The organism is Nocardia sp. 852002-20019_SCH5090214 (assembly GCF_001665865.1).
GTDB lineage: Bacteria > Actinomycetota > Actinomycetes > Mycobacteriales > Mycobacteriaceae > Nocardia > Nocardia nova.
In genome coordinates this window covers 21,945-45,221 of sequence record NZ_LZMK01000345.1, presented here as the reverse complement: position 1 = coordinate 45,221, position 23,277 = coordinate 21,945, and the positions used below count along the sequence as shown (strand labels likewise).

The following is a 23,277-nucleotide window of genomic DNA, read 5'->3' as shown; positions in this document are numbered from 1 at the left end:
TCGATCGTTGGCAACACATGAGCCGGGCGGCGGATCCGGGGATCGGGATTCGCACGGCCCCCGCGACACCCCGTCCGCGGGAGAAGACAGCACCGGGGGCGGCACGGAATCCGGCGAGTCGAAGGGAATCGGCGCCTCGGATCCGACGGTGCGTTTCGGCGCGCAGCCCGAAGGCGAGCGCGAAACCGGCGCATCCGAGGCGGAACCGACGAGACGCCTGGGCGAACCGGACCCCACCCTCCCGAATCCGCGGACCGCGCCGACTCTCCCCGGCACGCCCATCCTGCCCGGCTTCCCCGACCCGGCCTCGACGATTCCCGGCCTGGCCACCCCCGGTGCGCCGAACCCGCTGTCGGACAACGCTTTCGGCGCCGACGCCGGTGGGCCGGCCGATCCCGAGGGTGAAAATTGCGGCGCCGCAGGCGAATCCGACAGGCCCCGGCGCCTGCGCGGAAGTATGCAGCGGCAGGAGGCCGGCGTCACCCAGCCCCGCCCGCCGACGGTGGCCGAGGCGCGGGCGCGCGACAAGGCCCGCAAACGCGCCGAAGAGGCGGAGCGGGCCGCGGCGGAGGCCGCGGAAACCAAGCGGCGCAAGCGCAAACGGCTGCTCATCGGCGGCGTGGCGGTGGCCGGCATCGCCGCGGTGGTCGGCACCGGATATCTCGCCTACCAGGCCGCACACCGGCCCGCGAACGTGACCGCCTACTGCATCACCGACGACAACGGGCAACAGCAGGTCGTACCCGACGACGACTGTGTGCGCGCCCAGTCCTACGCGAGTACCGGCGGCTATTACGGCGGTGGCGGCCTCGGGCCCGGCATCTTCCTCTACAACGGCCACCAGTACCGCTACTACTACGGCGGCAACAACACCGTCGGGCGTGCGCCCGTCGGCGGCAGCACGGTCGCGCCGAAGAAGGCCACCGTCAGCACCAAGAGCGGGACCGTCGTACGAGGCGGTCTCGGCAGTAAATCCGGTTCCACCAGTGGAGGCTCCTAGATGCGTCGGATGCGCAACCGGCAACGTACCGGCTGGCAGAAGATCATCGCCGATCAAGGGCTGGTATTCGGCTCGCCCGGCCGCGACGCGAACGGACAGTCGCGCCCGTACTGGGACGAATCGGTGCACTACGAATTCGATCTCGACGAGATCCTCGCGCTCGAGGCCCAGGTCGAGGTGCTGCACTCGATGTGCCTGCACGCGGTCGAGCAGATCGTGCTCACCGAGCGCTTCGCCGATTTCGGCCTGCCCGAATGGAGTTGGGAGCCGATCAAGAAGTCGTGGCATCGCAGCGACCCCTACGTCTACGGGCGTTTCGATCTGCGCTACGACGGCCGCGGTCCGGCGAAACTGCTGGAGTACAACGCCGATACACCGACCTCGCTGCTGGAAGCGGCCATCGTGCAGTGGCACTGGCTCACCGACGTCTACCCCGACGACGACCAGTGGAATTCGCTGCACGAGCGCCTGGTCGAGCGCTGGGGCGAGCTGCTCGACCAGCTGCCCACCAATCAGCTGCACTTCACCTGGTCCTCGGCCGACGCCTCCGGCGAGGACAACGTGACCACCGCGTATATGCAGGAGACCGCCGCCGAGGCCGGTTTCGACACCATCGCGCTGCCGATCGAGGAGATCGGATTCGATACCGAGCTGGAGCGTTTCGTCGATCTGGCAGAGGCGCCGATCGGTTCGATCTTCAAGCTGTATCCGTGGGAGTGGGCGCTCGACGACGATTTCGGCAAGCGCGTGGTGGACTCCATCCCCGAGACCGCCTGGGTCGAACCCCTCTGGAAGACGCTGCTGTCCAACAAGGCGCTGCTGGCGGTGCTGTGGGAGATGTATCCCGGGCATCCGAATCTGCTGCCGGCCTATCTCGACGACCCGCACGAGCTCACCGAGTACATCCGCAAACCGAAGCTGGGCCGCGAGGGCGCCAATATGACCATCGTCGGCGCCGGGATGGAGACCTCGACCGGCGGCGTGTACGGCGAGGAGGGGTTCGTCTACCAACTTCTCGATCCGCTACCGGATTTCGACGGCCTGCGGCCGGTCCTGGGCGCCTGGATCGTCGGCGACACCTCGGCCGGTCTCGGCATCCGCGAATCCCCCGGCCTGATCACCGACGACGGCTCCACCTTCGTTCCGCATCGCATTCCGACCAAGTAGCATTCAGCGACTCGATCAACATCACCGGAGGAATCTGTGTCGTCCACCCTCGCGCTCGAATCAGGGTATTGGAGCTCCGTCGGGCACGGCGTCGGCGCGATCGCGCTGTACGCGGTGCTGGGTCTGGCCCTGATGCTGATCGGATTCCAGGCCATCGACAGTTCCACGCCCGGACCGCTGCGCAAGATGGTCGCCGCCGGTAATCCGAACGCGGTCGTCATCGCCTCCGCGGGCATGGTGAGTATGGCGTTGATCGTGGTGCTGGCGATCTACTCCTCCGGCGGCCGGCTCGTCGAGGGCCTGATCGCCACCGGCATCTACGGGCTGGTGGGCATCATCGCGCAGGTGGTCTCCATCCGGCTGCTCGAATGGCTGGTCGGCCTGCACATCGGCGATCTGCTGAAATCGTCCAGCTACCAGATTCAGTCGCTGCTGGTGGCCGCCGCGCATCTGGCGATCGGCATGGTCGTCGCATTCGCGATCCTCTGAGCGGGCCCGGTTCGCCGCGAGGGGTCACCGCGCGGTGAACGCCAGGAGTTCATCCAACGGCAGGCTGTTGATGATGCGATCGGCCGGGACCTCGTTCGCCGCGGCGCGTTCACAGCCGTAGCCCTGCCAATCCAGCTGCCCGGGGGCGTGCGCATCGGTATCGATGCTGAAGTAGCAGCCCATCTCCACGGCCAGGCGCAGCAGCCGGCTCGGTGGATCGAGCCGTTCGGGACGGCTGTTGATTTCCACGGCCGTCCCGTAACGGCGGCAAGCCTCGAAGACGAGTTCGGCGTCGAACGACGATTCCGGCCGGATGCCGCGATTACCGGCGACCAATCGCCCGGTGCAGTGGCCGAGGATGTCGACGTTCGGATTCGCCACCGCGTACACCATGCGTTTGGTCATGGTCGCCGAGTCGGCGCGCAGGTTCGAATGCACGCTGGCCACAACGACATCCAGGCGAGCGAGCAGCTCGGCCTCCTGGTCGAGGGTGCCGTCGTCGAGGATGTCGACTTCGATACCGGTGAGAATGCGAAACGGCGCGAGCCGCTCGTTGAGTTCGGCGACCACGTCCAGCTGGCGGCGCAACCGCTCCGCGGAGAGTCCGTTGGCGACTTTCAACCGCGGCGAATGATCGGTCAGCGCACAGTATTGGTGGCCCAGCGCCTGCGCGGTGCGCATCATCTCCTCGATCGGGCTGCCGCCGTCGGACCAGTCGGAGTGGGTGTGCAGATCGCCCCGCAACAACGCGCGGACCTCGCCACCGGCGGGTGCGATCGGCTTTGCGGCGGAACGCAATTCGGTCAGTCGCTGCGGTACGGCGCCGGCGCACGCCTGTTCGATCACCGCCGCGGTCTTCGGGCCGATGCCCGAAAGTTCCTGCCAGGCACCGGATTCGCGGTAACGATCGAAATCGGCGTCCGACAGCTCGGCCACCACATCGGCCGCCCGCCGGTAGGCCTTGACGCGATGGGTCTGCGCGCGATCGCGTTCCATCCAGAACGCGATCTCGCGCAGCGCGGCCACCGGATCCGGAACCTGGCCGCCCACTAGGGCAACCGGCTGTATTTGATGAACGACACTCCGTCCTCGAACACCCGGCCGGTGAGCACCCGGAACAGCGCCGGCTCGGGCAGCCGCGGTCCCGCGCCGAACAGCGGCCGGCCGTGCCCCAGCACGATCGGATACAACTTGAGGAAGATCTGGTCGATCTCCGGCAGCAGCGCCTGTGCCAGTTCACCGCCGCCGCACAACCAGATACCCGAGCCCTTCTCCTGCTTGAGCCCGCGCACGCGCCCCAGCGGGTCGGAGGAGATCAGCTCGACGTCCGGATCCGGATCGCCGGGCAGGGTGGTCGACACGACGAACTGCCGCAGATGTGAATACGGGCTCGACGTGCCGGTCCGCACCCCGAAATCGTGGGTCTTGCGACCCATGATCACGGTGTCGAAACTTTCGCCCGGACTGTCGATCCCGAGCGATTCCCGGATCTTGGTCGGTAACGTCTCCGGATACTGCGCGGTGATGGCGGGGCCGTGGTCACCGCCGACCGGGAAGAAGTCGACCGATCCGTCCGAGGTGGCGATATACCCGTCGATGGTCGAGGCCACGAAGTAGGTGAGCTTGCGCATCCGCTCTCCCTTCGTACGAAGTGGCTTTATCGGACACACCGCAAATTTAGCGCGTGCTCGCCGCTATCGCCGGGGCTTCGGCTGGCAGCGCGGACAGGAGTAGGACGAGCGGTTCATGAACTTCTCGCGGCGGATCGGCGCGCCGCAGCGACGGCACGGTTCGTCCTCGCGGCCGTAGGCGGCCAGCGACCGCTCGAAGTATCCGGAATTGCCGTTGACGTTGACATACAGCGCGTCGAAGGAGGTGCCGCCGGCGTCGAGGGCCGCACCCATCACCGCCTGCACCTCGCTCAGCAGCCGCCGCAGCGCGGGCCGGGTGAGCGCCGCGGCGGGGCGTTCGCCGTGGATGCGGGCTCGCCACAACGCCTCGTCGGCGTAGATGTTGCCGATACCCGACACCACCGTCTGATCCAGCAGCACCCGCTTGATCTCGGAGGATTTGGTCCGCATCCGCGCGACCACGGCCTCGGTGTCGAAACGGGGGTCGAGCGGATCGCGCGCGATGTGGGCGACCGATTCCGGCAGTTCCTCACCGTCGAGAGCGATGAGCCGGTTCAGCGCCCAGCCACCGAAGGTGCGCTGATCGATGAAGCGCAGCTGGGTGCCGTTGTCGAGTCCGGCGACGATATGCGCGTGCTTCTCCAGCGGCGCCTGCGCGGACTGTACGAGCATCTGCCCGCTCATACCCAGGTGGACGACGAGTGCGGCATCGGGATCGTCGAAGGTCAGCCAGAGGAATTTGCCGCGGCGGCGGGCGGATTCGATCCGCAGGCCCGCCATCCGGCCGGCGAGATCGTCACCGCCGAGTTCGTGGCGGCGCACCGACCGCGGATGTTTGACCAGGACCGATTCCACGACGTGGCCGACGACGTGCTCCTCGAGTCCGCGCCGGACCACCTCGACCTCGGGCAGTTCGGGCATCAGTCACCGGCTTCGGCGGAACCGTCCGCGGTGAGCGCCTGCCAGGCAGCGCCCGCGGCCTTCTGCTCGGCTTCCTTCTTCGACCGGCCGACGCCCTGCCCGTAGGCCTGGCCACCGATCACCGCGGTGGCGGTGAATTCCTTGTCGTGGTCGGGACCGGTCGAGGTGATCTCGTAGCTGGGCACGCCGATGCCGCGTTCCGCGGTGAGCTCCTGCAGACTGGTCTTCCAATCCAGGCCGGCGCCCATCCGGGGACCGCGTTCGAGCAGTTCGGCGAACAGCCGCAGCACGACTCCGCGCGCGACCTCGATGCCGTGTTGCAGATGGACCGCACCCAGCAGCGACTCCATCCCATCGGCGAGAATGCTCGCCTTGTCCCGGCCGCCGGTGAGTTCCTCGCCCTTACCGAGCAGCAGATGACGGCCGAGGCCGCCCGCACCCAGGCCGCGCGCGACCTCGGCCAGGGCATGCATGTTCACCACACTGGCGCGCAGTTTGGCGAGCTCGCCTTCGGATTTCTCCGGATGCTCGAGGTACAGGCGCTCGGTGATGCTCAGACCGAGAACCGAATCGCCCAGGAATTCCAGGCGTTCGTTGGTCGGCAGCCCACCGTTCTCGTAGGCGTAGGAACGGTGGGTGAGCGCCAGCCGGAGCAGGTCCGGGCGCACCTCCACGCCGAGCGCTTCGAGAAGGCTGGCGTGGTCAGCGGCATCGCCCGCTGCGGGTGCGTCCGCTTCGTCCTTACCGGCGGTCACTTCGCGGCTACCCGATCGGCAGATCAGATGGCCGAGGTGACCTGGCGGCCCTTGTAGGTACCGCAGTTCGGGCACGCGATGTGCGGGAGGGTCTTCTGACCGCACGCCCGGTTCGGGCAGGTGATCAGGGTCGGCGCGGTGGCCTTCCACTGGCTGCGCCGCGAGTGGGTGTTGGCACGAGACATCCGGCGCTTCGGAACGGCCACGACTACTTCTCCTCTGTCGTCGAACTTGCCGAACCATGGCGGTCGGCAAGAGATCGGTCTACGTCTGATGGGGCGTCGGAGACGCCGGAGCAGGGGGTTTCGCTCGCGAATTTCGCAAGCCCCGCCCAGCGAGGGTCCAGTATCTCATGCGTGTGATCCGGACCCGCAATCGCCATCCGGACACCGCATTCCGGGCACAGCCCGGCGCAATCGGGTTCGCACAGCGGCTGCAGCGGCAATTCCAGACCGACGGCGTCGGTGACCACCGGCTCGATGTCGATCATGTCGTCGACGAGCCGGTAGATCTCGTCTTCCTCGGTGGTCTGCTCGGTCGCGCTGTCCGGATAGGCGAACAGTTCGGTGATCTCGAGTTCCAGATCGTCGGTGAACGACTCCAGGCAGCGCGAGCACTCCCCCTCGATGGGCGCCGACACCGAACCGGTGACCAGCACGCCCTCCGAGACCGCCTGCAGGGTCAGATCGAGGTCGATCTCGGCACCGGCCGGGATCGCGATCAGGTCCAAGCCGATCTTCTCGGGGGCGGTGACGACCCGATGCACCCGCCGGATCGAGCCCGGGGCGCGCCCCAGACTGCGGGTGTCCAGCACGAAATCCGCGTCGGTCTGACGACGACGCGAACCGGGACCGGACTGGGCGGACATCGGACACTCACTCACGTTTCGAGGGGGTTTGGGCAACCACTCCACAGTACGCGAACTGCGCCGATCCCCCCAAATCCCGGAACGAGCGCGGGCAGATCAGCGCCGGAAGTCGGCGGCGTAGTCCGGAATGCCGGTCCCCGAACGCAATTGCTGGCGACCACGGCCCACCGTCCGCAGCGTCGAGTGCAGCGTCTCCTCGAAATCGGCGAGCTGGGAATCGACATAGTGATCGCATTCCTCGCGCAGCCGGTCGGCCTCGGTCTGCGCGGCGTCGATCAGGCGCGCGGATTCGGCGTGCGCGGCCCGCACCACCTCGGTCTGCGAGACCAGGCGCTCCTGTTCGACCTGCCCCTCGGCCACCGATCGGTCGTAGGAGGCCTGGCCCGCCGCGATCATCCGCTCCGATTCGGTGCGGGCGCGGCCGGTGAGCGCCTCGTACTCGGCCTTGCCGTCGGTCACGATGCGATCGGCCTCGGCCTGTGCGGTCGCGACCAGGTGATCGGCATGCGCGCGGGCCTCGGCGACCATCCGGTCGGCGTGGGCCTTGGCGTCGGCCAGCAGCCGGTCGGCCTCCTCGCGGGCGCCGGCGACGGTCTGTTCGGCCTGGTCGTTCGCGCCGGTCACCGTGGCGTCGGCGGTATTGCGGGCATCGGAGACGATCTTGTCGCGGTGGTCGAGCACGTCCTGGGCGTCGTCGAGTTCGCCGGGCAGCGCCTCACGCACGTCGTCGAGCAGTTCCAGCACATCACCGCGAGGCACGATGCAATTGCGAGTCGGCGGGATACCCCGCGCCTCTTCGACGATCGCGACCAGTTCGTCGAGTGCCTCGAATACGCGATACATCCTGCTGACCCCACTCTCGTGCCGAACTACTGCTCTCGGCCCAGTGTGCCCGCATCCCGCGTGTCTGCCCAGATCACCTTCGGTGTGTCGGATGGTGTTTCCTATCCCACACAAATCAAGTGGAGGAATTCTCTCCGCTTGGTGCTATCTTTTTCTACTGAGCGGTAGACCAGCCGGAACCCGTCACCCTCGGCGTCCGGCACTGTGCGATCGGAACGACAATGGTTGTCCTTTATCCGGCACCTCCGGGTATGTGGGTGAACCCACAGCCCGATCCGGGCGTATCCATCGTGCGCAGCGAACTGCCGGCCGAGACGCCGGAGCCCCAGCAGTCCCCGCCCGTTGCCGGCCGTCTCGCCTCGCGCTTCGCCGACTATCTGCGCGGGGACCACTGGCTGTCGCAACTCGTCCGGTTCGCGCTGGTCGGCGGTTTCAGCAATATCGGCTACTTCCTGCTCTTCTTGGCCTGCTACAGCGGCGGGCCGCAGCTGGCCAACCTGACCGGATCCATCGTCAGCACGGCGCTCGCCAACGAACTGCACCGCCGCCTCACCTTCCACGCCGCCGACCGGGTCGGCTGGCTCGCCGCCCAACTCGAGGGCGGTGGACTGGCGCTGGCCGGACTCGCCATCACCTCGGGGGCGCTGGCGGTGCTCGACATCGCGGCGCCCGGCCTCGACGACGTCGCCGAGGCGATCGCCGTCATCGGCATCACCGCCGGAGTCGGCACCCTGCGCTTCCTCACGCTGCGGCTCTGGGTGTTCTGACTGTTCTGATCGCGGTGTTCCGATCGCCGGGCCTTCCTGGACGGGGTGCGGCTGCAACCTGGTCATCTGTGCAAGGAACCGAGTCTCCTTACCCCACGTCCTAACTCAGCAAACGTCGTTGCGAGTTCTCATCGTGGGAGGTTCGGCAATGCACCACCGTTCGGAGAACCACTGTCCGGGAAGCCCCATCATCTGGCGGGCCGGTCTGCGCTCGGCCACCTCCCCGCGCCCGCGGGTACCGGTCCCCTGTCCTCTTCTCCCTCGCCCGCGCCGCACCCGGCCGTACCAGGACCCGCAATGACGCACCGCGACACGCGTGCCGAAACCTTGTGCCGCGCAAGCCGGTCAACGGTCCAGGGCGGGGTCGCCGGACTGCACCGGCGCCGAGACGCGGTCTCGGCGGGGGTCGGCGACGACGAGATCCGGCGGCGGTGCGCGATCGGGAGCTGGCGGCGGGTGCGGCGCGGGGCGTACGCCGAGGCCTCGCTACTCGCGGAATTGGACGGCGTGGCACGGCACCGGCTGGCGGTGGCCGCACTGCTGCCGGAGATGGCGGCCGATGCCGTGGTGAGCCACCAATCGGCGGCGGTCGTGCTGGGTGCGCCGATGTCGCCGGCATTGCTGGACCGCGTGCACGTGACACGCAATCGACGCCACGGCGGGCGCATCAAACCGAATCTGCAGGTGCATTGCGCGCCCGTCGCCGTGGTGGCCGAACGGCACGGGCTGCTGGTCACCAGTCCCGCCCGCACGGTCGTCGATCTGGCTCGCACCCTTCCGTTCGAATCGGCGGTCGTCGTCGGCGATGCCCTCGCTCGCGAATTCGGCATCACCGCAACGGCATTGGCGCGCGAAATGGCCTGCGCCCGGGGCCGGCGCGGCGTCGACGGCGCCCGGCACGTGGTCGGTTTCCTCGATCCGCGCAGCGCCGGAGTCGACCACTCCCGGATCCGGGTGTTGCTGCGGCTGCTCGGCTTCCCGCCGGCGTCCGCGGGTGGGGTGATCCATGCCGAGGACGGGAGAGTGCTGGGGACGGCCGACCTGTATCTCGGCCGAACCGGGGTGGTGCTCGAGGTCGATGGGCACCGCCCGAGCAGAGCGGGGGCGCATGGCAGTCTGTCGCGCCGCTCGCCGGATGCGGTGTTGCGGCGCTACGGATTTCAGCCGGTCCGCACCACCTGGCGCGGTTTGAGTACGGGAGGCACCGCGGAACGCGTGCACGCTGCGCTGAGCCGGTCCCGCGAGCAGCGCCCCCGCGGTTACATCCGCCCCGCGCCCCTCCCGCCGCCGACGCCACTGCGGCTGCGTGCGCTGTGACGACCACGATCGGCTCGGCCCGCCCCGACCTGTTAGCGTCGCTGCATGGCTGGAGCACTGTGTCCCGGGTCCTTCGATCCGGTGACCAACGGGCATATCGACGTCATCTCGCGCGCGGCTGCGCAGTTCGACGAGGTCGTCGTGACCGTGATGATCAACAAGAGCAAGCAGGGCATGTTCAGCGTCGACGAGCGGATCGAGATGTTGCGCGAGGCGACCGCCGATCTGCCCAACGTACGGATCGAATCCTGGTACGGGCTGCTGGTCGATTTCGCTCGCGAACAGGGCATCACCGCCATGGTCAAGGGTCTGCGCGATGCCACCGATCTCGGATACGAGATGCAGATGGCCCAGATGAACAAGCACCTCTCGGGCGTCGACACCTACTTCCTGGCCACCAACCCGGCGCTGAGCTTCCTGTCCAGCTCCCTGGTCAAGGAGGTGGCGACCTTCGGCGGCGACGTCACCGGCATGTTGCCGCCGGCCGTGCACAAACGCCTGCTCGCCCGCATCGCCGAACGCCGCGGCTGAGTCGGTCGCCGTGGCGGCGGGAGCCACCGCGGCGGCAGGCCTTGCCGGCGGAACGACCGTCGACCGAGCCCGAGGCCAGGATTATCCGTGGTATTCCGCCAGATCGACGCGAGTTTCGCCGTATCGGCGCGACTTCAACGCCGAATAGCCTGCGGGCCATGCCGTTTCCGGTGATCGCGCCGACCGCTCGACGACGATCAGCGCGTCCCCGCACAACCAGCCGTTGGCCGACAACGCCCGCAGGTCGGCCTCGACAGCGGCGTCGGCGACCGCGTAGGGCGGGTCGGACAGCACCAGGTCGTACGGTTCGGCGGGTGCTGTCGCCAGCACGGAAGCGACTGTGCCCAGGCGCAATTCGGCGCCGGGCACATCCAGATCCGTGATATTGCCGCGAATCACCGCGGCCGCCTTGCGATCGGATTCGATCAGCAGCGCATGGGACGCACCGCGCGACAGCGCCTCCAGACCGAGGGCGCCGGACCCGGCATAGAGGTCGAGCACCCGGATGCCGTCGAAATCCATGCGCGCGGAAAGCGCGTTGAACAGCGCTTCCCGCACCCGGTCCGAGGTCGGCCTGGTCCCCGCGGGCGGAACCCGCAGTCGCCGACCACCGGCCGTGCCCGCGACGATCCGGGTCACCGCGATCCCCCCGCCACGGCAAGCCGAGCGCATGCGCGAGCCGGTCCGTGACCGATCACGGCCGGCCCTCGCCCCGCGCACGAATGTGGATGACCGGCATCGTCATTCGGCCGATGTCTCGTTCATGCGCAGTTCCACCAGCAGGTCGCCGCCTTCCACCTGCTGCACCGTGCCGATCGCCACCCGGGCGACGACTCCGGCGCGGGGTGCGGTGATGGCGGCCTCCATCTTCATGGCCTCGATGGTGCCGACCGTGTCACCGGCGGCGACCGTGTCGCCCTCACCGACGGTCAGGGTGACGACACCGGCGAAGGGTGCGGCGATGTGGCCGGCGTTGTTCTTGTCGGCCTTCTCCGCCACCGGAACCTCGCTGGCGATCGAGCGGTCGCGCACCTGCACCGGACGCAGCTGCCCGTTGAGAATGCACATCACCGTGCGCATGCCGCGCTCGTCCGGCTCCGAGATCGCCTCGAGGCCGATGAGCAGGGTGACGCCCTTCTCCAGTTCGACGCGGTGTTCCTCACCGTGGCGCAGACCGTAGAAGAACTGGTTCGCCGACAATCCGGTGGTGTCGCCGTACTTCTCCCGATGCGCCAGGAATTCCGCGGTCGGAGCGGGAAACAGCAATCGGTTCAACGTCTCTCGGCGCTGCTGTGACGAACCGTCCAGTGCCGCGGCGTCTTCCGCGGTCAGCGGCACTTCCGGCTTCGCCGGGCCGCGACCTTCGAGGGCGCGGCTGCGGAAGGGTTCGGGCCAGCCGCCCGCCGGGGTGCCGAGTTCGCCACGCAGGAAACCGATGACCGAGTCCGGGATGTCGTAGCGCGCGGGGTCGGTGGCGAAATCGTCCACGTCCACGCCCGATCCGACCAGCGACAGGGCCAGATCGCCGACCACTTTGGAGGACGGGGTGACCTTCACCAGCCGGCCCAGCAGCCGGTCGGCGGCCGCGTATTTGGCCTCGACCTCTTCGAACCGGTCGCCCAGCCCGAGCGCGATGGCCTGTTGCCGCAGATTCGACAGCTGCCCGCCGGGGATCTCGTGGTGGTACACCCGCCCGGTCGGCCCCGGCAACCCGGACTCGAAGGGCGCGTAGACCTTTCGCAGTGCCTCCCAGTACGGCTCGAGGTCGCAGACGGCATCGAGGTTCAGCCCGGTGTCGTAGGGCGAATGCGCGGCCGCGGCGACGATCGCCGAGAGCGCGGGCTGGCTCGTGGTGCCTGCCATCGGCGCGCTCGCCCCGTCCACGGCGTCGGCGCCGGCCTGCCAGGCGGCCAGGTAAGTGGCGAGTTGCCCGCCCGGAGTGTCGTGGGTGTGCACGTGCACCGGCAGATCGAAGTTGCTGCGCAGCGCGGTCACCAGCGTGTGCGCGGCCGGCGCCCGCAACAGCCCGGCCATGTCCTTGATGCCGATCACGTGCGCGCCGGCCTCGACGATCTGCTCGGCGAGCTTCAGGTAGTAGTCGAGGGTGTAGAGGTTCTCGTCCGGATTCGACAGATCACCGGTGTAGGACATCGCGACCTCGGCCAGCGCGGTGCCGGTCTCGCGTACCGCGTCGATCGCCGGCCGCATCTGATCCACATTGTTCAGCGCGTCGAAGATCCGGAAGATATCAATACCGGTACCGGTCGCTTCTCGCACGAACGCCCGCGTCACCTGCTCCGGATACGGCGTGTACCCGACGGTGTTGCGCCCGCGCAGCAGCATCTGCAAGCAGATGTTCGGAATCGCCTCCCGCAGCGCGGCCAGCCGCTCCCACGGGTCCTCGTACAGGAAGCGCAGCGCCACATCGTAGGTCGCGCCACCCCAGCATTCGACCGAGAGCAGTTCCGGGGTCATCCGCGCCACGTGCCCGGCGACGGTCAGCAGTCCGCGCGTGCGCACCCGCGTCGCGAGCAGCGACTGATGGGCGTCGCGGAACGTGGTGTCGGTGACGCCGACCGCGTCGCGCTCCCGCAACCACCGCGCAAAACCCTCGGGTCCCAGTTCGAGCAGACGCTGGCGGGTGCCGTCCGGCGGCGGCGCACTGAGATCGATCGCCGGCAGCTTGTCGTGCGGGTAGACCGCCGTCGGCCGCTCACCGTGCGGCTTGTTCACGGTCACGTCGGCCAGATAGCGCAGGATGCGGGTGCCGCGGTCGGCCGAACCGCGCTGGGTCAGCAGTTCCGGGCGCTCGTCGATGAACGAGGTGGTGATGCGTCCGGCGCGGAAATCCGGATCGTCGAGCACGGCCTGCAGGAAGGGGATGTTGGTGGCCACGCCGCGGATGCGGAATTCCGCCACCGCGCGCCGGGCCCGCGCCACCGCCGCGCCGAAGTCGCGGCCGCGACAGGTCAGCTTGACCAGCATGGAGTCGAAGTGGGCGCCGACCTCGGCGCCGAGATTCGCACCGCCGTCGAGCCGGATGCCACCGCCGCCGGGCGAGCGGTAGGCGGTGATGCGGCCGGTGTCGGGACGGAATCCGTTGGCCGGATCCTCGGTCGTGATCCGGCACTGCAGCGCGGCACCGTGAATCGACACGCTGTCCTGACTCAGCCCCAGATCCGCCAGCGACTCGCCGGCCGCGATGCGCAACTGCGACTGCACCAGATCCACATCGGTGATCTCCTCGGTCACCGTGTGCTCGACCTGGATCCGCGGGTTCATCTCGATGAACACGTGATGGCCGCGCTCGTCGAGCAGGAACTCCACGGTGCCCGCGCACGAGTACCCGATCTGGCGCGCGAACGCCACCGCGTCGGCGCAAATACGCATCCGCAGTGCGGGTTCCAGATTCGGCGCGGGCGCCAGCTCGATCACCTTCTGATGCCGCCGCTGCAGCGAACAGTCGCGCTCGAACAGATGCATGACGTTGCCGTGCTGATCGGCCAGGATCTGCACCTCGATATGCCGCGGGTTGATCACCGCCTGCTCGAGGAAGACCGTCGCGTCTCCGAACGCCGATTCCGCCTCGCGCATGGCGGCCTCGATGGCCTCGCGCAGTTGCACCCGATCCGCCACCCGGCGCATACCGCGACCGCCACCGCCGGCGACCGCCTTCACGAACACCGGGAAGTCCATCTCCTCCGATGCCCGCAGCAGCTCCTCGACATCGGCCGAGGGCGCGCTGGAGTTCAGCACCGGGAGCCCGGCCGCCTTCGCCGCCGCGATGGCCCGCGCCTTGTTACCGGTCAGTTCGAGCACCTCGGCCGAGGGGCCGATGAAGGTGATGCCCTCGGCCGCACAGGCCGCGGCGAGGTCCGGATTCTCCGACAGGAAGCCGTAGCCGGGGTAGACCGCATCGGCGCCGGCGGACTTGGCGGCGCTGATGATCTCGGGAATCGAGAGGTAGGCGCGCACCGGATGTCCGGGGACACCGATCTGGTACGACTCGTCGGCCTTGAGGCGATGCACCGAATTGCGATCTTCGTAGGGAAAAACCGCTACGGTGCCGATGCCTAGTTCGTAGGCGGCGCGGAAGGCACGGATGGCGATTTCCCCGCGGTTGGCGACCAGCACTTTGGAGAACATTCGATAAAGGTACCTGCCCGGCGAGCGGGGCCGGACAGTGAATACGGCTTCGCAGCCATCCTCACAAACCGGATCGGCGAGTCTGCGAAGTTGTGTTCTTCCAGCGGAAACATATCCGGCCGGGCGGGCGGCGTTTCCCCTGCCGCTCGCGGTGGATTACGCTCGGGAACGCAGCTGGTTCGCTGCCGCCGACGAGTTGGAGCCCCGAGCGTCGCGCGCAGCGTCGAAACCGGTCCTCGCGGGCCGGCGAGAGGGAACCCGGTGAGAATCCGGGACTGTCCCGCAGCGGTGAACAGGAACGACCGCCGTCATGAGCACTGGATCCATTCCGGGAAGCGACGGCCAGTAGGCGACATCCGGGGCCCTCTCCGGACCGGTCCGCACGACCGATGCCTGTGAGTCCGAAGACCTGCCGGTTGTGCCGGATACGCCGTATCCGGCGGTCACCGCCTCGTGGATCGGGCGGGCGGACCCGTGGCACACCGGATACCCCGGTGCGGCAGTGTTTTTCGGGGCTTCGTCCGTCGTGCGGCGGTGATCTGTGGCTTCCAGTTTGGAGAACACCGTGACTGTCACAACGCATACTCGTTTCACCGCAACGGTTCTGGGCCTGCCGCGCATCGGGCCGCGGCGCGAACTCAAACGTGCCGTCGAAAGCTACTGGGCCGGACGGATCGACGCCGCCGAACTCGAGCGCGTCGCCCGGCAACTGCGCGCGCAGAGCTGGTCGGGGGCAAAGGACGCCGGACTCGACGCGGTACCGGTGGGCACCTTCTCGTTCTACGACCAGATGCTCGATACCGCGGTCATGCTCGGCGCGCTGCCGCCGCGGGTCGCCGGCATCGGCGATCCGCTGGACCGCTATTTCGCGGCCGCGCGCGGCGCCGAGGGCATCGAACCGCTGGAGATGACCAAGTGGTTCGACACCAACTACCACTATCTGGTGCCGGAAATCGGCCCGGACACCCGGTTCGCCCTCGACCCCTCGGCCCTGCTCGGCGAGCTGCGGGAGGCGCGTGAGCTGGGCATCCCGGCACGTCCGGTGGTGATCGGGCCGGTGACCTTCCTCGCCCTGTCCAAGGGTGTCGACGGCGTCGCGCCGATGGACCGGCTGGCCGAGCTGATCCCGCTCTACCGCGAGCTGCTGGACCGGCTGGCCGACGCGGGCGCCGCCTGGGTCCAGATCGACGAGCCGGCCCTGGTGCGCGACCTCTCCGAGGCCGAGCTCGCCACCGTGCGCACCACCTACGCCGAAGTGAGCGCCGGGGACCGGCGGCCGAGCATCCTGGTGGCCACGTACTTCGGCTCCCCTGGCCCGGCACTGAGCGCCCTGGCCGCCACGCCGGTCGAGGGCGTGGCGCTGGACTTCCGTTCCGGCACCACCGTTTCCGAGGTCGCGGCGGTTCCCGCCCTGGCGGACAAGCTGGTGGTCGCCGGAGTGGTGGACGGCCGCAACATCTGGCGCACGGACCTGGAAACGGCGCTGAGTGAGCTGGCGACCCTGCTGGGTTCGGTCGGCGCGCTGGCGGTCTCGACCTCGAGTTCGCTGCTGCATGTGCCGTATTCGCTGGCCGCGGAGTCCGGCCTGGATCCGGTGCTGCGATCGTGGCTGGCGTTCGGCGCCGAGAAGATGGACGAGGTGCGGATATTGGCGCACGCGGTCGGTGCCGGCACCGACGCGGTCGCCGCGGAGCTCGCCGCATCGCGCGCCGCGATCGAGAGCCGCCGCCGCGATCCGCGCCTGCACAACGCGGCCGTGCGGGCCCGGCTCGCCGGCCTCGGCGACGATCGCGCGCAGCGGGCACCGGCGCAGCGCCGTCGCGAGCTGCAGCGCGCACAGCTGCGCCTGCCGCTGCTGCCCACGACCACGATCGGCTCCTATCCGCAGACCACCGCGATCCGCACCGCCCGCGCCGAGCTGCGCGCCGGCACGATCGACGAGGCGCAGTATCGCGAGCGGATGCGCGCCGAGATCGCGGATGTGATTGCGCTACAGGAGAATCTGGGGCTCGACGTCCTCGTGCACGGTGAACCCGAGCGCAACGACATGGTCCAGTACTTCGCCGAACAACTCGACGGATTCGCCGCCACCGACCACGGCTGGGTGCAGTCCTACGGCACCCGCTGCGTGCGCCCGCCGATCCTCTACGGCGATGTCGTTCGCACCGCGCCGATGACCGTCGAGTGGATCACCTACGCCCAATCGCTGACCGGCAAGCCGGTCAAGGGCATGCTCACCGGTCCGGTCACGATTCTGGCGTGGTCGTTCGTGCGCGACGATCAGCCACTGGCCGAGACCGCGCGGCAGGTGGCGCTGGCCATTCGCGACGAGACGGTGGACCTGGAGGCCGCCGGAATCCGTATCGTCCAGGTCGACGAGCCCGCGCTGCGCGAGCTGCTGCCGCTGCGCCGCGGTGATCAGCAGCCGTACCTGGACTGGGCGGTGGGCGCGTTCCGCCTGGCCACCGCCGGGGTTCGCGACGACACCCAGATCCACACCCATCTGTGCTATTCCGAATTCGGCGAGATCATCGGCGCGATCGCGGCACTCGACGCCGATGTCACGTCGGTGGAGGCGGCGCGCTCGCATATGGAGATCCTCGACGATCTCACCACCGCCGGGTACGCGCTCGGTATCGGGCCGGGTGTCTACGACATCCACTCACCGCAGGTTCCGAGTGTGGCCGAAATCGAGAATTCACTGCGTGAGGCGATGAAAGCCGTTCCGGCGGAACGGTTGTGGGTGAATCCGGACTGCGGCCTCAAAACCCGCGGCCGCGCCGAGGTGGAGGCGTCGCTGCGCAATATGGTCGAGGCGGCCGCGCTGGTGCGCTGATGCCGTGATGCGCAGTTGGATGTGACGCGCTGCTGCCGCACGGTTGGCGACTCGCCCGGACGCGAGTCGCCGGCCGGACGGCCCGCCGGAAAAATTCGGGGCCCAGCAGCTTTTCCGGCAACCTTTTCCACCCGGTAGTTCACCACCTCCGAGCAGCACTTCCACTATCGTGTGCCTACCGGATCCGGCCGCATACTTCGCACGCTACGCATCATCGAAGTTGATCAAAACTCCTTGCAGCAGCAGATTTTTGTGCGCGCCTAGTAGCGAAATTGCAATGATTGCGAAGGCGTGAAGGTAGCATCTGCGGCGTGCGCAAGATGTATGCGGGTGCCCGGTTACGGCGGTTGCGCGAAGAACGACGGATGACCCAGGCCGCCCTGGCCAAGTCGTTGGAGCTTTCGCCCAGCTATCTCAATCAGCTCGAACGTGACCAGCGGCCTCTGACGATTCCCGTTCTCCTGAAACTCAATTCGACCTTCGATCTGGATGTGCAGTTCTTCGCCGCCGACTCCGACGCGCGGCTGGTCTCGGACCTGCACGAGGTGCTCGTGGAAGCGGCCGGCGGTACCGCCCCGCCCGCCGCGGAGGTCGAGGATCTCGCCACCCGGCTACCGGAGGTCGCCAAGACCATCGTCGCCATGCATCGCCGTCTGCGCGCTACCACCGATCAGCTCGATCTCTTGTCGTCGAAGGTCGCCACCCCCACCGGTGCGCCCGGTGTCCCGATGCCCTACGAAGATGTGCGTGACTTCTTCTACGACCACCACAACCACATTCCCCAGCTGGATCTGGCCGCCGAACGGCTGTTCGACGAATGCGGTCTGACCATCGGATCGATCGATCGCCAACTGGCCCGCGTCGCCGAGGAGCGGGCCGGTGTCACCGTGCTGGTCCGCGGCGACGGCGCCGATCCGGCCATCCCGAAACGGCGCTACGACCCCGAGACCCGCACCCTCATCCTCGCGCGCCGGCTGCGCCCCGGTCAGCGGGCATTCCAGATCGCCACCACACTGGCCTTCCTGCTGCACGGCGATCTGCTCGACGAGGTTCTCGACGCCACCCCGTCGCTGGTCGGTGAATCGCGGGCCCTGGCCCGGGTCGGGCTGGCCAACTATTTCGCGGGTGCGGTGGTGCTGCCGTACGGGAAGTTCCTGCGCTCGGCCGAGGAACTGTCCTACGACATCGACCTGCTCTCGCTGCGATTCGAGGTCGGCTTCGAGACGGTCTGCCATCGGCTGAGCACCCTGCAGCGGCAGGGACAGCGCGGGGTGCCGTTCTTCTTCGTCCGCACCGACCGCGCGGGCAACATCTCGAAACGCCAGTCCGCCACCGCGTTTCACTTCTCCCGGGTGGGCGGCAGTTGCCCGCTGTGGGTGGTGCACGAGGCGTTCTCCCATCCCGGCCGGATCCTCACGCAGGTCGCGGCCATGCCGGACGGCCGGCGCTATCTGTGGATCGCGCGCACGACCTATCCCAGTCCGCACGGCTTCGGCACCGCCACCAAGGAATTCGCGGTCGGGCTGGGCTGCGATATCGAATACGCCGATCGGCTGGTGTACTCGCAAGGCCTGCAACTCGACGAACCGGCCGCCGCGGTGCCGATCGGCGCCGGATGCAAGGTGTGCGAGCGGCCCGCCTGTCCGCAGCGCGCGTTCCCGCAGATCGGCCGCCCGCTGGCGGTCACCGAGAACTCCAGCGTCGATCTGCCGTATCCGCCCGCGGTCCGGTGATCAGGACTTCGCCAGATATTCCAGCCGCTCGGAGTCGACGGCGGCATGCATCATATTCGCCAGGCCCGGATGGTCGGTCAGCCCCGGATCGGCGTCCACGACCTCCCGCGCCAGCACCTGGGCGGTGGTGATGACGTCGAGATCGTCGAGCAGCGAGAGCAGTTTCAAACTGCGCGCGGTACCCGACTGCGCGGAACCCAGCACATCGCCCTCCCGGCGCTGTCGCAGATCGAGCACCGACAGTTCGAAGCCGTCCAGCGTGCCGGCCACCGCCTCCAGCCGCGCCATGGCCGTGCCCATCGGCGAGGTTTCGGTGATGAGCAGGCACAGACCCGGATGTTTGCCCCGGCCCACCCGGCCGCGCAGCTGATGCAGCTGGCTGACGCCGAACCGATCGGCGTCCACGATGACCATGACGGTCGCGTTGGGCACGTCGACGCCGACCTCGACGACCGTCGTGCAGACCAGCACGTCGATATCGCCGTCGTTGAACGAGCGCATCACGCGGTCTTTGTCGTCGGTCGGCAGCCGCCCGTGCAACAAGCCCAGCCGCAGGTCGGCCAGCGGCCCGGTGCGCAGCGTCTCGAACACGTCGATCGCGGCGTGGGTGGTCGGCGCCTCGCCCGTGTCGTCGTCGGCTTGCTTCCGGCTCTTGCCTTTCGACTTGGCGCCCTTCTTCGCTGCGCCGTCGTCTTCCTCGTCGCCGATGCGGGAGCACACCACATACGCCTGCCGGCCCGCCGCCACCTCCTCGCGGATCCGTTCCCAGGCGCGTTCGACCCACGCCGGTTTCATCCGGGCGGGCACTACCCGGGTGGTGATAGGTGAGCGCCCGCGCGGTAGCTCGGTCAGGGTGGAGGTTTCCAGATCGCCGAGGGTGGTCATCGCGATGGTGCGCGGAATCGGCGTCGCGGTCATCACCAGCAGATGCGGGGTGATCCCCTCTTTCGCCTTGGCGCGCAAGGCATCTCGCTGCTCCACGCCGAAGCGGTGCTGTTCGTCGACGATCACCATGCCGAGGTCGAAGAATTCGACCGCGTCCTGGATCAGCGCGTGTGTGCCGATCACGATGCCGGCCGTCCCGGTCACCACGTCCAGCAGTGCCGCCTTCTTCGCACTCGCCGACATCGAACCGGTCAGCAGCACCACCTTGGTGGCCCGGTCGGCGGCGCCCAGTTCGCCCGCTGCACCGAGATCGCCGAGCATGGTCCGCAGCGACCGATAGTGCTGGGCGGCAAGGACTTCCGTCGGCGCCAGCAGCGCACACTGCAGTCCGGCGTCGACCACCTGCAGCATCGCGTGCAGGGCGACGATGGTCTTACCGGAACCGACCTCACCCTGCAGCAGCCGGTGCATGGGATGCGGGCGCGACAGGTCGCCGGAGATCTCGGCGATCACCTTGTTCTGGCCGGCCGTCAGCTCGAACGGAAGGCGCTGTTCGAATTCCGCGGCGATGCCGTCGGAACCCGGCGGGCACGGCCGCGCGGTGCGCCCGGCCGCGTCGTGGCGGCGTTGGGCCAGTACCAGCTGCAGTGCCAGCGCCTCGTCGAAACGCAGCCGCTGCCGGGCCTGGTCGATATCGGATTTCCGTTCGGGCAGGTGGATCAGCCGCAGCGCATCCGAGACGGGGAGCAGTTCGTGGTCTTCGCGAAGATCCCGCGGCAGCGGATCGTCGATCGGATCGAGTTGGTCGAGCACCTGCCGCACACACGCCAGGATGTCCCAGCTCTGCACCTTGGCGGTCGCCGGATACACCGGAATGTATTCCCGTTCGAAGAACGAGATATCCACTCCCCCGGCGCCTTTCGCGCTCTCCGCCAGACCGCGCAGCGCGCCGCCGCCGCGCACGGAGGTGAGACTGTCCACCGATTCGGCGGTCTCGGGCAGGATCAGATACGACGGATGCGACAGATTCCAGCGATCCGGCCGCCACCAGTGCACGGTGCCCGACATCATGGCCCGGACGCCCTGTTTGACGAGGTAGCTCACCTTGTCGCCGTTGAAGAAGGTGATCTCCACCGGTTTCGCGGAGCCGGTGTCCAGTTCCACCTTGAGCAGTTTGCCGCGGCGCTGCCGCATCGGCCGCAGTTCGGTCTTGCTCACCCGGCCCACCACCGTGATGTGGGCGCCCTCCTCGGGGGCCTCCTCGGTGAGCGGCTGCCCCTGGGTGGCATAGCGCAGCGGATAGTGGCGCAGCAGATCCTCGACGATATGCATATCGAAGGCGTCGGCCAGCGGTTCGGCCGCCTTCACCCCCAGCACATGGTCGAGCCGGTCGCTCAGTGTCGCCATCTACTCCACCCCGATCTGGACCAGGTCCACGGCCTGTCCGCCGTCGTAGGTGACGACTTCGACGCCGGGAAATTCCGTGGTGATGTGTGTGGTGAGTTCGTCCGCCAATCCGGCGGGCGCCTGCGCGCCCAGCAGCAGCGTCACCAGTTCCCCGCCCAGCCCGAGCATGCGATCGAGCAGGGTGCGGGCGGCCCGGCGCAGGTCCGGATCGATGACGACCACGTCGTGGCCGACCAGGCCGAGACCGTCGCCCTGTTCGCACGTGCCGACGATGGTCAGCGCGCGTTCGGTGGCGACGCGGACCGCACCCCACCGGGTGCTGGCCGCCGATTGCGACATCGTCAGCGCATCGTCGACGGCCAGGCTGCCGCTGTCGTGCAGGGCGAGGGCCGCCAGCCCCTGCACCATGGAGCCGCTGGGCAGCATCATCACCTCGCGCCACCCGTCCCGGGCGGCCATACCGAGCGCCACCAGCTCCGGCGCGGGCAGCGCCCCGTTGGGCAGCACCAGCACCTCCCGCTGCGGCATCGCGCGGATGGCGGCCAGCAGCCGGTCGGCGGTCACCGCACCGGTGAGCACCACGGCACCGGAGTCCTCGAACAGACGCACCGCCCCGGCGCCGGTGGCGATCGCGAGAATGCCTCGATCGGACTGTCCCTGCGCGGCAACGGACGTGCCGAACAACCCCTCGATCCGGATATTGCCCAGGGCGCCGGCGGCGAGACCCGCCTCCACCGCGGCGCCGGCATCGGCGCAATGCACGTGCGCCGACCAGCTGCCCTCGCCGTCGCCGACGACGACCACCGAATCTCCCAGCGCGGCAAGGGCGCGACGCAACCGGTCGATGCGCGCCGGATCGGTCTCGCCGATCCGGTACATGACCTCGTACTGCGGCACGCTCGCCCGATTTCTCCGGCCCGACTCCGCCCCGGCGTGCCGGACGGCTTCCGTGCCGGATTCGCTCTGCGGCGAGATCATCGGCAGCGCAGCATCGTTCGTTCGCGATCGCACACTCGTGATGTGCGCGCGATCGAAACCCGCCGGTGCCCCGCGACTCGCGGCGGAGCCGTCGCCCGCGAGCGCCTCCGACCGGATCTCCTCGGGGCGCACCGGCGAATCCGGCTGCGCCGCAGTGTCATTCGCCCGCGCGGTCTGCGAATCGTCACCGGGAGCATCGCGTCGCACCGGCTCGGTGGCCCGCCGCGCGGGGGCGGAATCGGTCACCCGGTAGACCGGACGCGCCGGTGCGCTCCCGGTACACACCTCCACGAGGGCGTCCAGCAGGACCAGCAGACCGCGCGCCCCGGCATCGACCACACCGGCCGCACGCAGCACCACCAGTTGTGACGGGGTCTCGCCGAGCGCCTTCACCGCGCCGTCGGCGGCGGCCACGGCCACCGCGGCGACCGTCTCCTCCGCACAGTCCTCGGCGCGATCCGCCGCCGCCTCCAGCACGGTGAGCATGGTGCCCTCGACCGGTTCGCTCAGCGATTCCCGGACCAGTACCGCCGCCCGGCGCAACGCGGTACGCAGCGTGGCCGCGGTGAGACCGTCGCGATCGGCCGATTCGGCCAGCCCCCGCAGGACCTGCGACAGGATGATGCCCGAATTTCCGCACGCCGCGGCGGTCGCGGCCCGGGCCGTGGCAGCGAGCAGATCGGCGGCATCGTCGGGCGGATCGGCGTCGTCGGGCGGATCGGCATCGCCGGGCATCTCCGTCGCGGCGAGCGCGGCGCGCATGGTGATGAGTAGATTGGTTCCGGTGTCGGAATCGGCCACCGGGAAGACGTTCAGCGCGTTGATCTCCTCGCGATGGGCGAGCAGGTGTTCCACACACAGCGCGCCCCACTGCCGCAGTGCGGCCGCATCGAGCCTCTCCCGGACCCCGCGCACGTCACCGTCCTTCCCGCCACCGCGATCACACCGTCGAACCCGCCAGCCAGGGTAGTCGTCCACACCGACAGCCTCGACACGCGAAGCC

At 68.7% G+C, this 23,277-nt stretch carries 19 protein-coding genes and 1 riboswitch; of the genes, 8 read left to right on the top strand and 11 right to left on the bottom strand.

All coding sequences use genetic code 11. The annotated features are described in order from the left end of the window. Positions 1-7 precede the first annotated feature (7 nt). Genes A5780_RS42220 through A5780_RS27250 form a run of 3 tightly spaced genes read left to right on the top strand, consistent with a single transcriptional unit; the run spans position 8 to position 2,656 of the window. Entirely contained in the window at positions 8-1,000 is a 993-nt protein-coding gene (locus tag A5780_RS42220; RefSeq protein WP_231983107.1) for a hypothetical protein, read from the top strand. Continuing rightward, a complete protein-coding gene (locus tag A5780_RS27255) occupies positions 1,001-2,167 on the top strand; it encodes a glutathionylspermidine synthase family protein (RefSeq protein WP_063018044.1) in 1,167 nt (388 codons plus the stop codon). 36 nt (positions 2,168-2,203) lie between these two features. Next, entirely contained in the window at positions 2,204-2,656 is a 453-nt protein-coding gene (locus A5780_RS27250) for a DUF350 domain-containing protein (protein WP_063018046.1), read from the top strand. Positions 2,657-2,680: 24 nt separating this feature from the next. Here A5780_RS27250 and A5780_RS27245 read toward each other — a convergent pair whose 3' ends face one another. The 7 genes from A5780_RS27245 to A5780_RS27215 all read right to left on the bottom strand — a co-directional run bounded on the left by A5780_RS27245 (position 2,681) and on the right by A5780_RS27215 (position 7,674). Then, positions 2,681-3,706 (bottom strand): PHP domain-containing protein, encoded by a 1,026-nt coding sequence (locus A5780_RS27245; RefSeq protein WP_082976755.1) that lies wholly within the window; start codon positions 3,704-3,706, stop codon positions 2,681-2,683. After that, positions 3,706-4,287: a dihydrofolate reductase family protein gene (locus A5780_RS27240; protein ID WP_030513027.1), complete on the bottom strand. Its 582-nt coding sequence runs from the start codon at positions 4,285-4,287 to the stop codon at positions 3,706-3,708. Before A5780_RS27240 ends, A5780_RS27245 begins: the two co-directional genes overlap by 1 nt. A 63-nt stretch (positions 4,288-4,350) precedes the next feature. Then, on the bottom strand, positions 4,351-5,208 hold the full coding sequence (gene mutM, locus A5780_RS27235) for a bifunctional DNA-formamidopyrimidine glycosylase/DNA-(apurinic or apyrimidinic site) lyase (RefSeq protein ID WP_030513026.1): 858 nt from the start codon (positions 5,206-5,208) through the stop codon (positions 4,351-4,353). Further along, positions 5,208-5,963, bottom strand: a complete 756-nt coding sequence (gene rnc / locus A5780_RS27230) for a ribonuclease III (protein WP_063018050.1) — start codon at positions 5,961-5,963, stop codon at positions 5,208-5,210. The genes mutM and rnc overlap by 1 nt, the downstream gene beginning before the upstream one ends. Positions 5,964-5,986: 23 nt before the next feature. After that, complete coding sequence (rpmF, locus tag A5780_RS27225) at positions 5,987-6,169, bottom strand: 50S ribosomal protein L32 (RefSeq protein WP_030513024.1); 183 nt, start codon at positions 6,167-6,169, stop codon at positions 5,987-5,989. A gap of 2 nt (positions 6,170-6,171) precedes the next feature. Continuing rightward, positions 6,172-6,831, bottom strand: a complete 660-nt coding sequence (locus A5780_RS27220; RefSeq protein ID WP_064910108.1) for a DUF177 domain-containing protein — start codon at positions 6,829-6,831, stop codon at positions 6,172-6,174. Between the two features lie 96 nt (positions 6,832-6,927). Next, complete coding sequence (locus tag A5780_RS27215) at positions 6,928-7,674, bottom strand: DivIVA domain-containing protein (RefSeq protein WP_064910106.1); 747 nt, start codon at positions 7,672-7,674, stop codon at positions 6,928-6,930. A 251-nt stretch (positions 7,675-7,925) separates the two neighbouring features. Between A5780_RS27215 and A5780_RS27210 the strand changes: the two genes are divergently transcribed. The 3 genes from A5780_RS27210 (at position 7,926) to coaD (ending at position 10,289) form a co-directional block, all read left to right on the top strand. Next, complete coding sequence (locus A5780_RS27210) at positions 7,926-8,441, top strand: GtrA family protein (protein ID WP_082857387.1); 516 nt, start codon at positions 7,926-7,928, stop codon at positions 8,439-8,441. Positions 8,442-8,738: 297 nt separating this feature from the next. Beyond that, the gene (locus A5780_RS27205) at positions 8,739-9,758 is read left to right on the top strand and encodes a hypothetical protein (RefSeq protein WP_082976754.1); all 1,020 of its coding nucleotides are present in this window, start codon (positions 8,739-8,741) and stop codon (positions 9,756-9,758) included. A 45-nt stretch (positions 9,759-9,803) separates the two neighbouring features. Then, positions 9,804-10,289, top strand: coding sequence for a pantetheine-phosphate adenylyltransferase (coaD, locus tag A5780_RS27200; protein WP_030513019.1), 486 nt, complete (start codon positions 9,804-9,806; stop codon positions 10,287-10,289). 81 nt (positions 10,290-10,370) lie between these two features. Here coaD and rsmD read toward each other — a convergent pair whose 3' ends face one another. Further along, entirely contained in the window at positions 10,371-10,928 is a 558-nt protein-coding gene (rsmD, locus tag A5780_RS27195; protein WP_064903906.1) for a 16S rRNA (guanine(966)-N(2))-methyltransferase RsmD, read from the bottom strand. Between the two features lie 102 nt (positions 10,929-11,030). Continuing rightward, positions 11,031-14,435, bottom strand: coding sequence for a pyruvate carboxylase (locus A5780_RS27190; RefSeq protein ID WP_064910104.1), 3,405 nt, complete (start codon positions 14,433-14,435; stop codon positions 11,031-11,033). A 213-nt stretch (positions 14,436-14,648) separates the two neighbouring features. Next, positions 14,649-14,867, top strand: a riboswitch (cobalamin riboswitch). A gap of 133 nt (positions 14,868-15,000) precedes the next feature. On the opposite strand from A5780_RS27190, the gene metE reads away from it, so the two are divergent. Further along, positions 15,001-17,271, top strand: coding sequence for a 5-methyltetrahydropteroyltriglutamate--homocysteine S-methyltransferase (gene metE / locus A5780_RS27185; RefSeq protein ID WP_064910122.1), 2,271 nt, complete (start codon positions 15,001-15,003; stop codon positions 17,269-17,271). A 320-nt stretch (positions 17,272-17,591) separates the two neighbouring features. Next, positions 17,592-19,004: a short-chain fatty acyl-CoA regulator family protein gene (locus A5780_RS27180; RefSeq protein ID WP_051755208.1), complete on the top strand. Its 1,413-nt coding sequence runs from the start codon at positions 17,592-17,594 to the stop codon at positions 19,002-19,004. On the opposite strand, the gene recG is transcribed toward A5780_RS27180, so the two are convergent. Continuing rightward, complete coding sequence (gene recG / locus A5780_RS27175; RefSeq protein ID WP_064910103.1) at positions 19,005-21,296, bottom strand: ATP-dependent DNA helicase RecG; 2,292 nt, start codon at positions 21,294-21,296, stop codon at positions 19,005-19,007. Further along, positions 21,297-23,252: a DAK2 domain-containing protein gene (locus A5780_RS27170; protein WP_231983105.1), complete on the bottom strand. Its 1,956-nt coding sequence runs from the start codon at positions 23,250-23,252 to the stop codon at positions 21,297-21,299. Between the last annotated feature and the right edge of the window lie 25 nt (positions 23,253-23,277).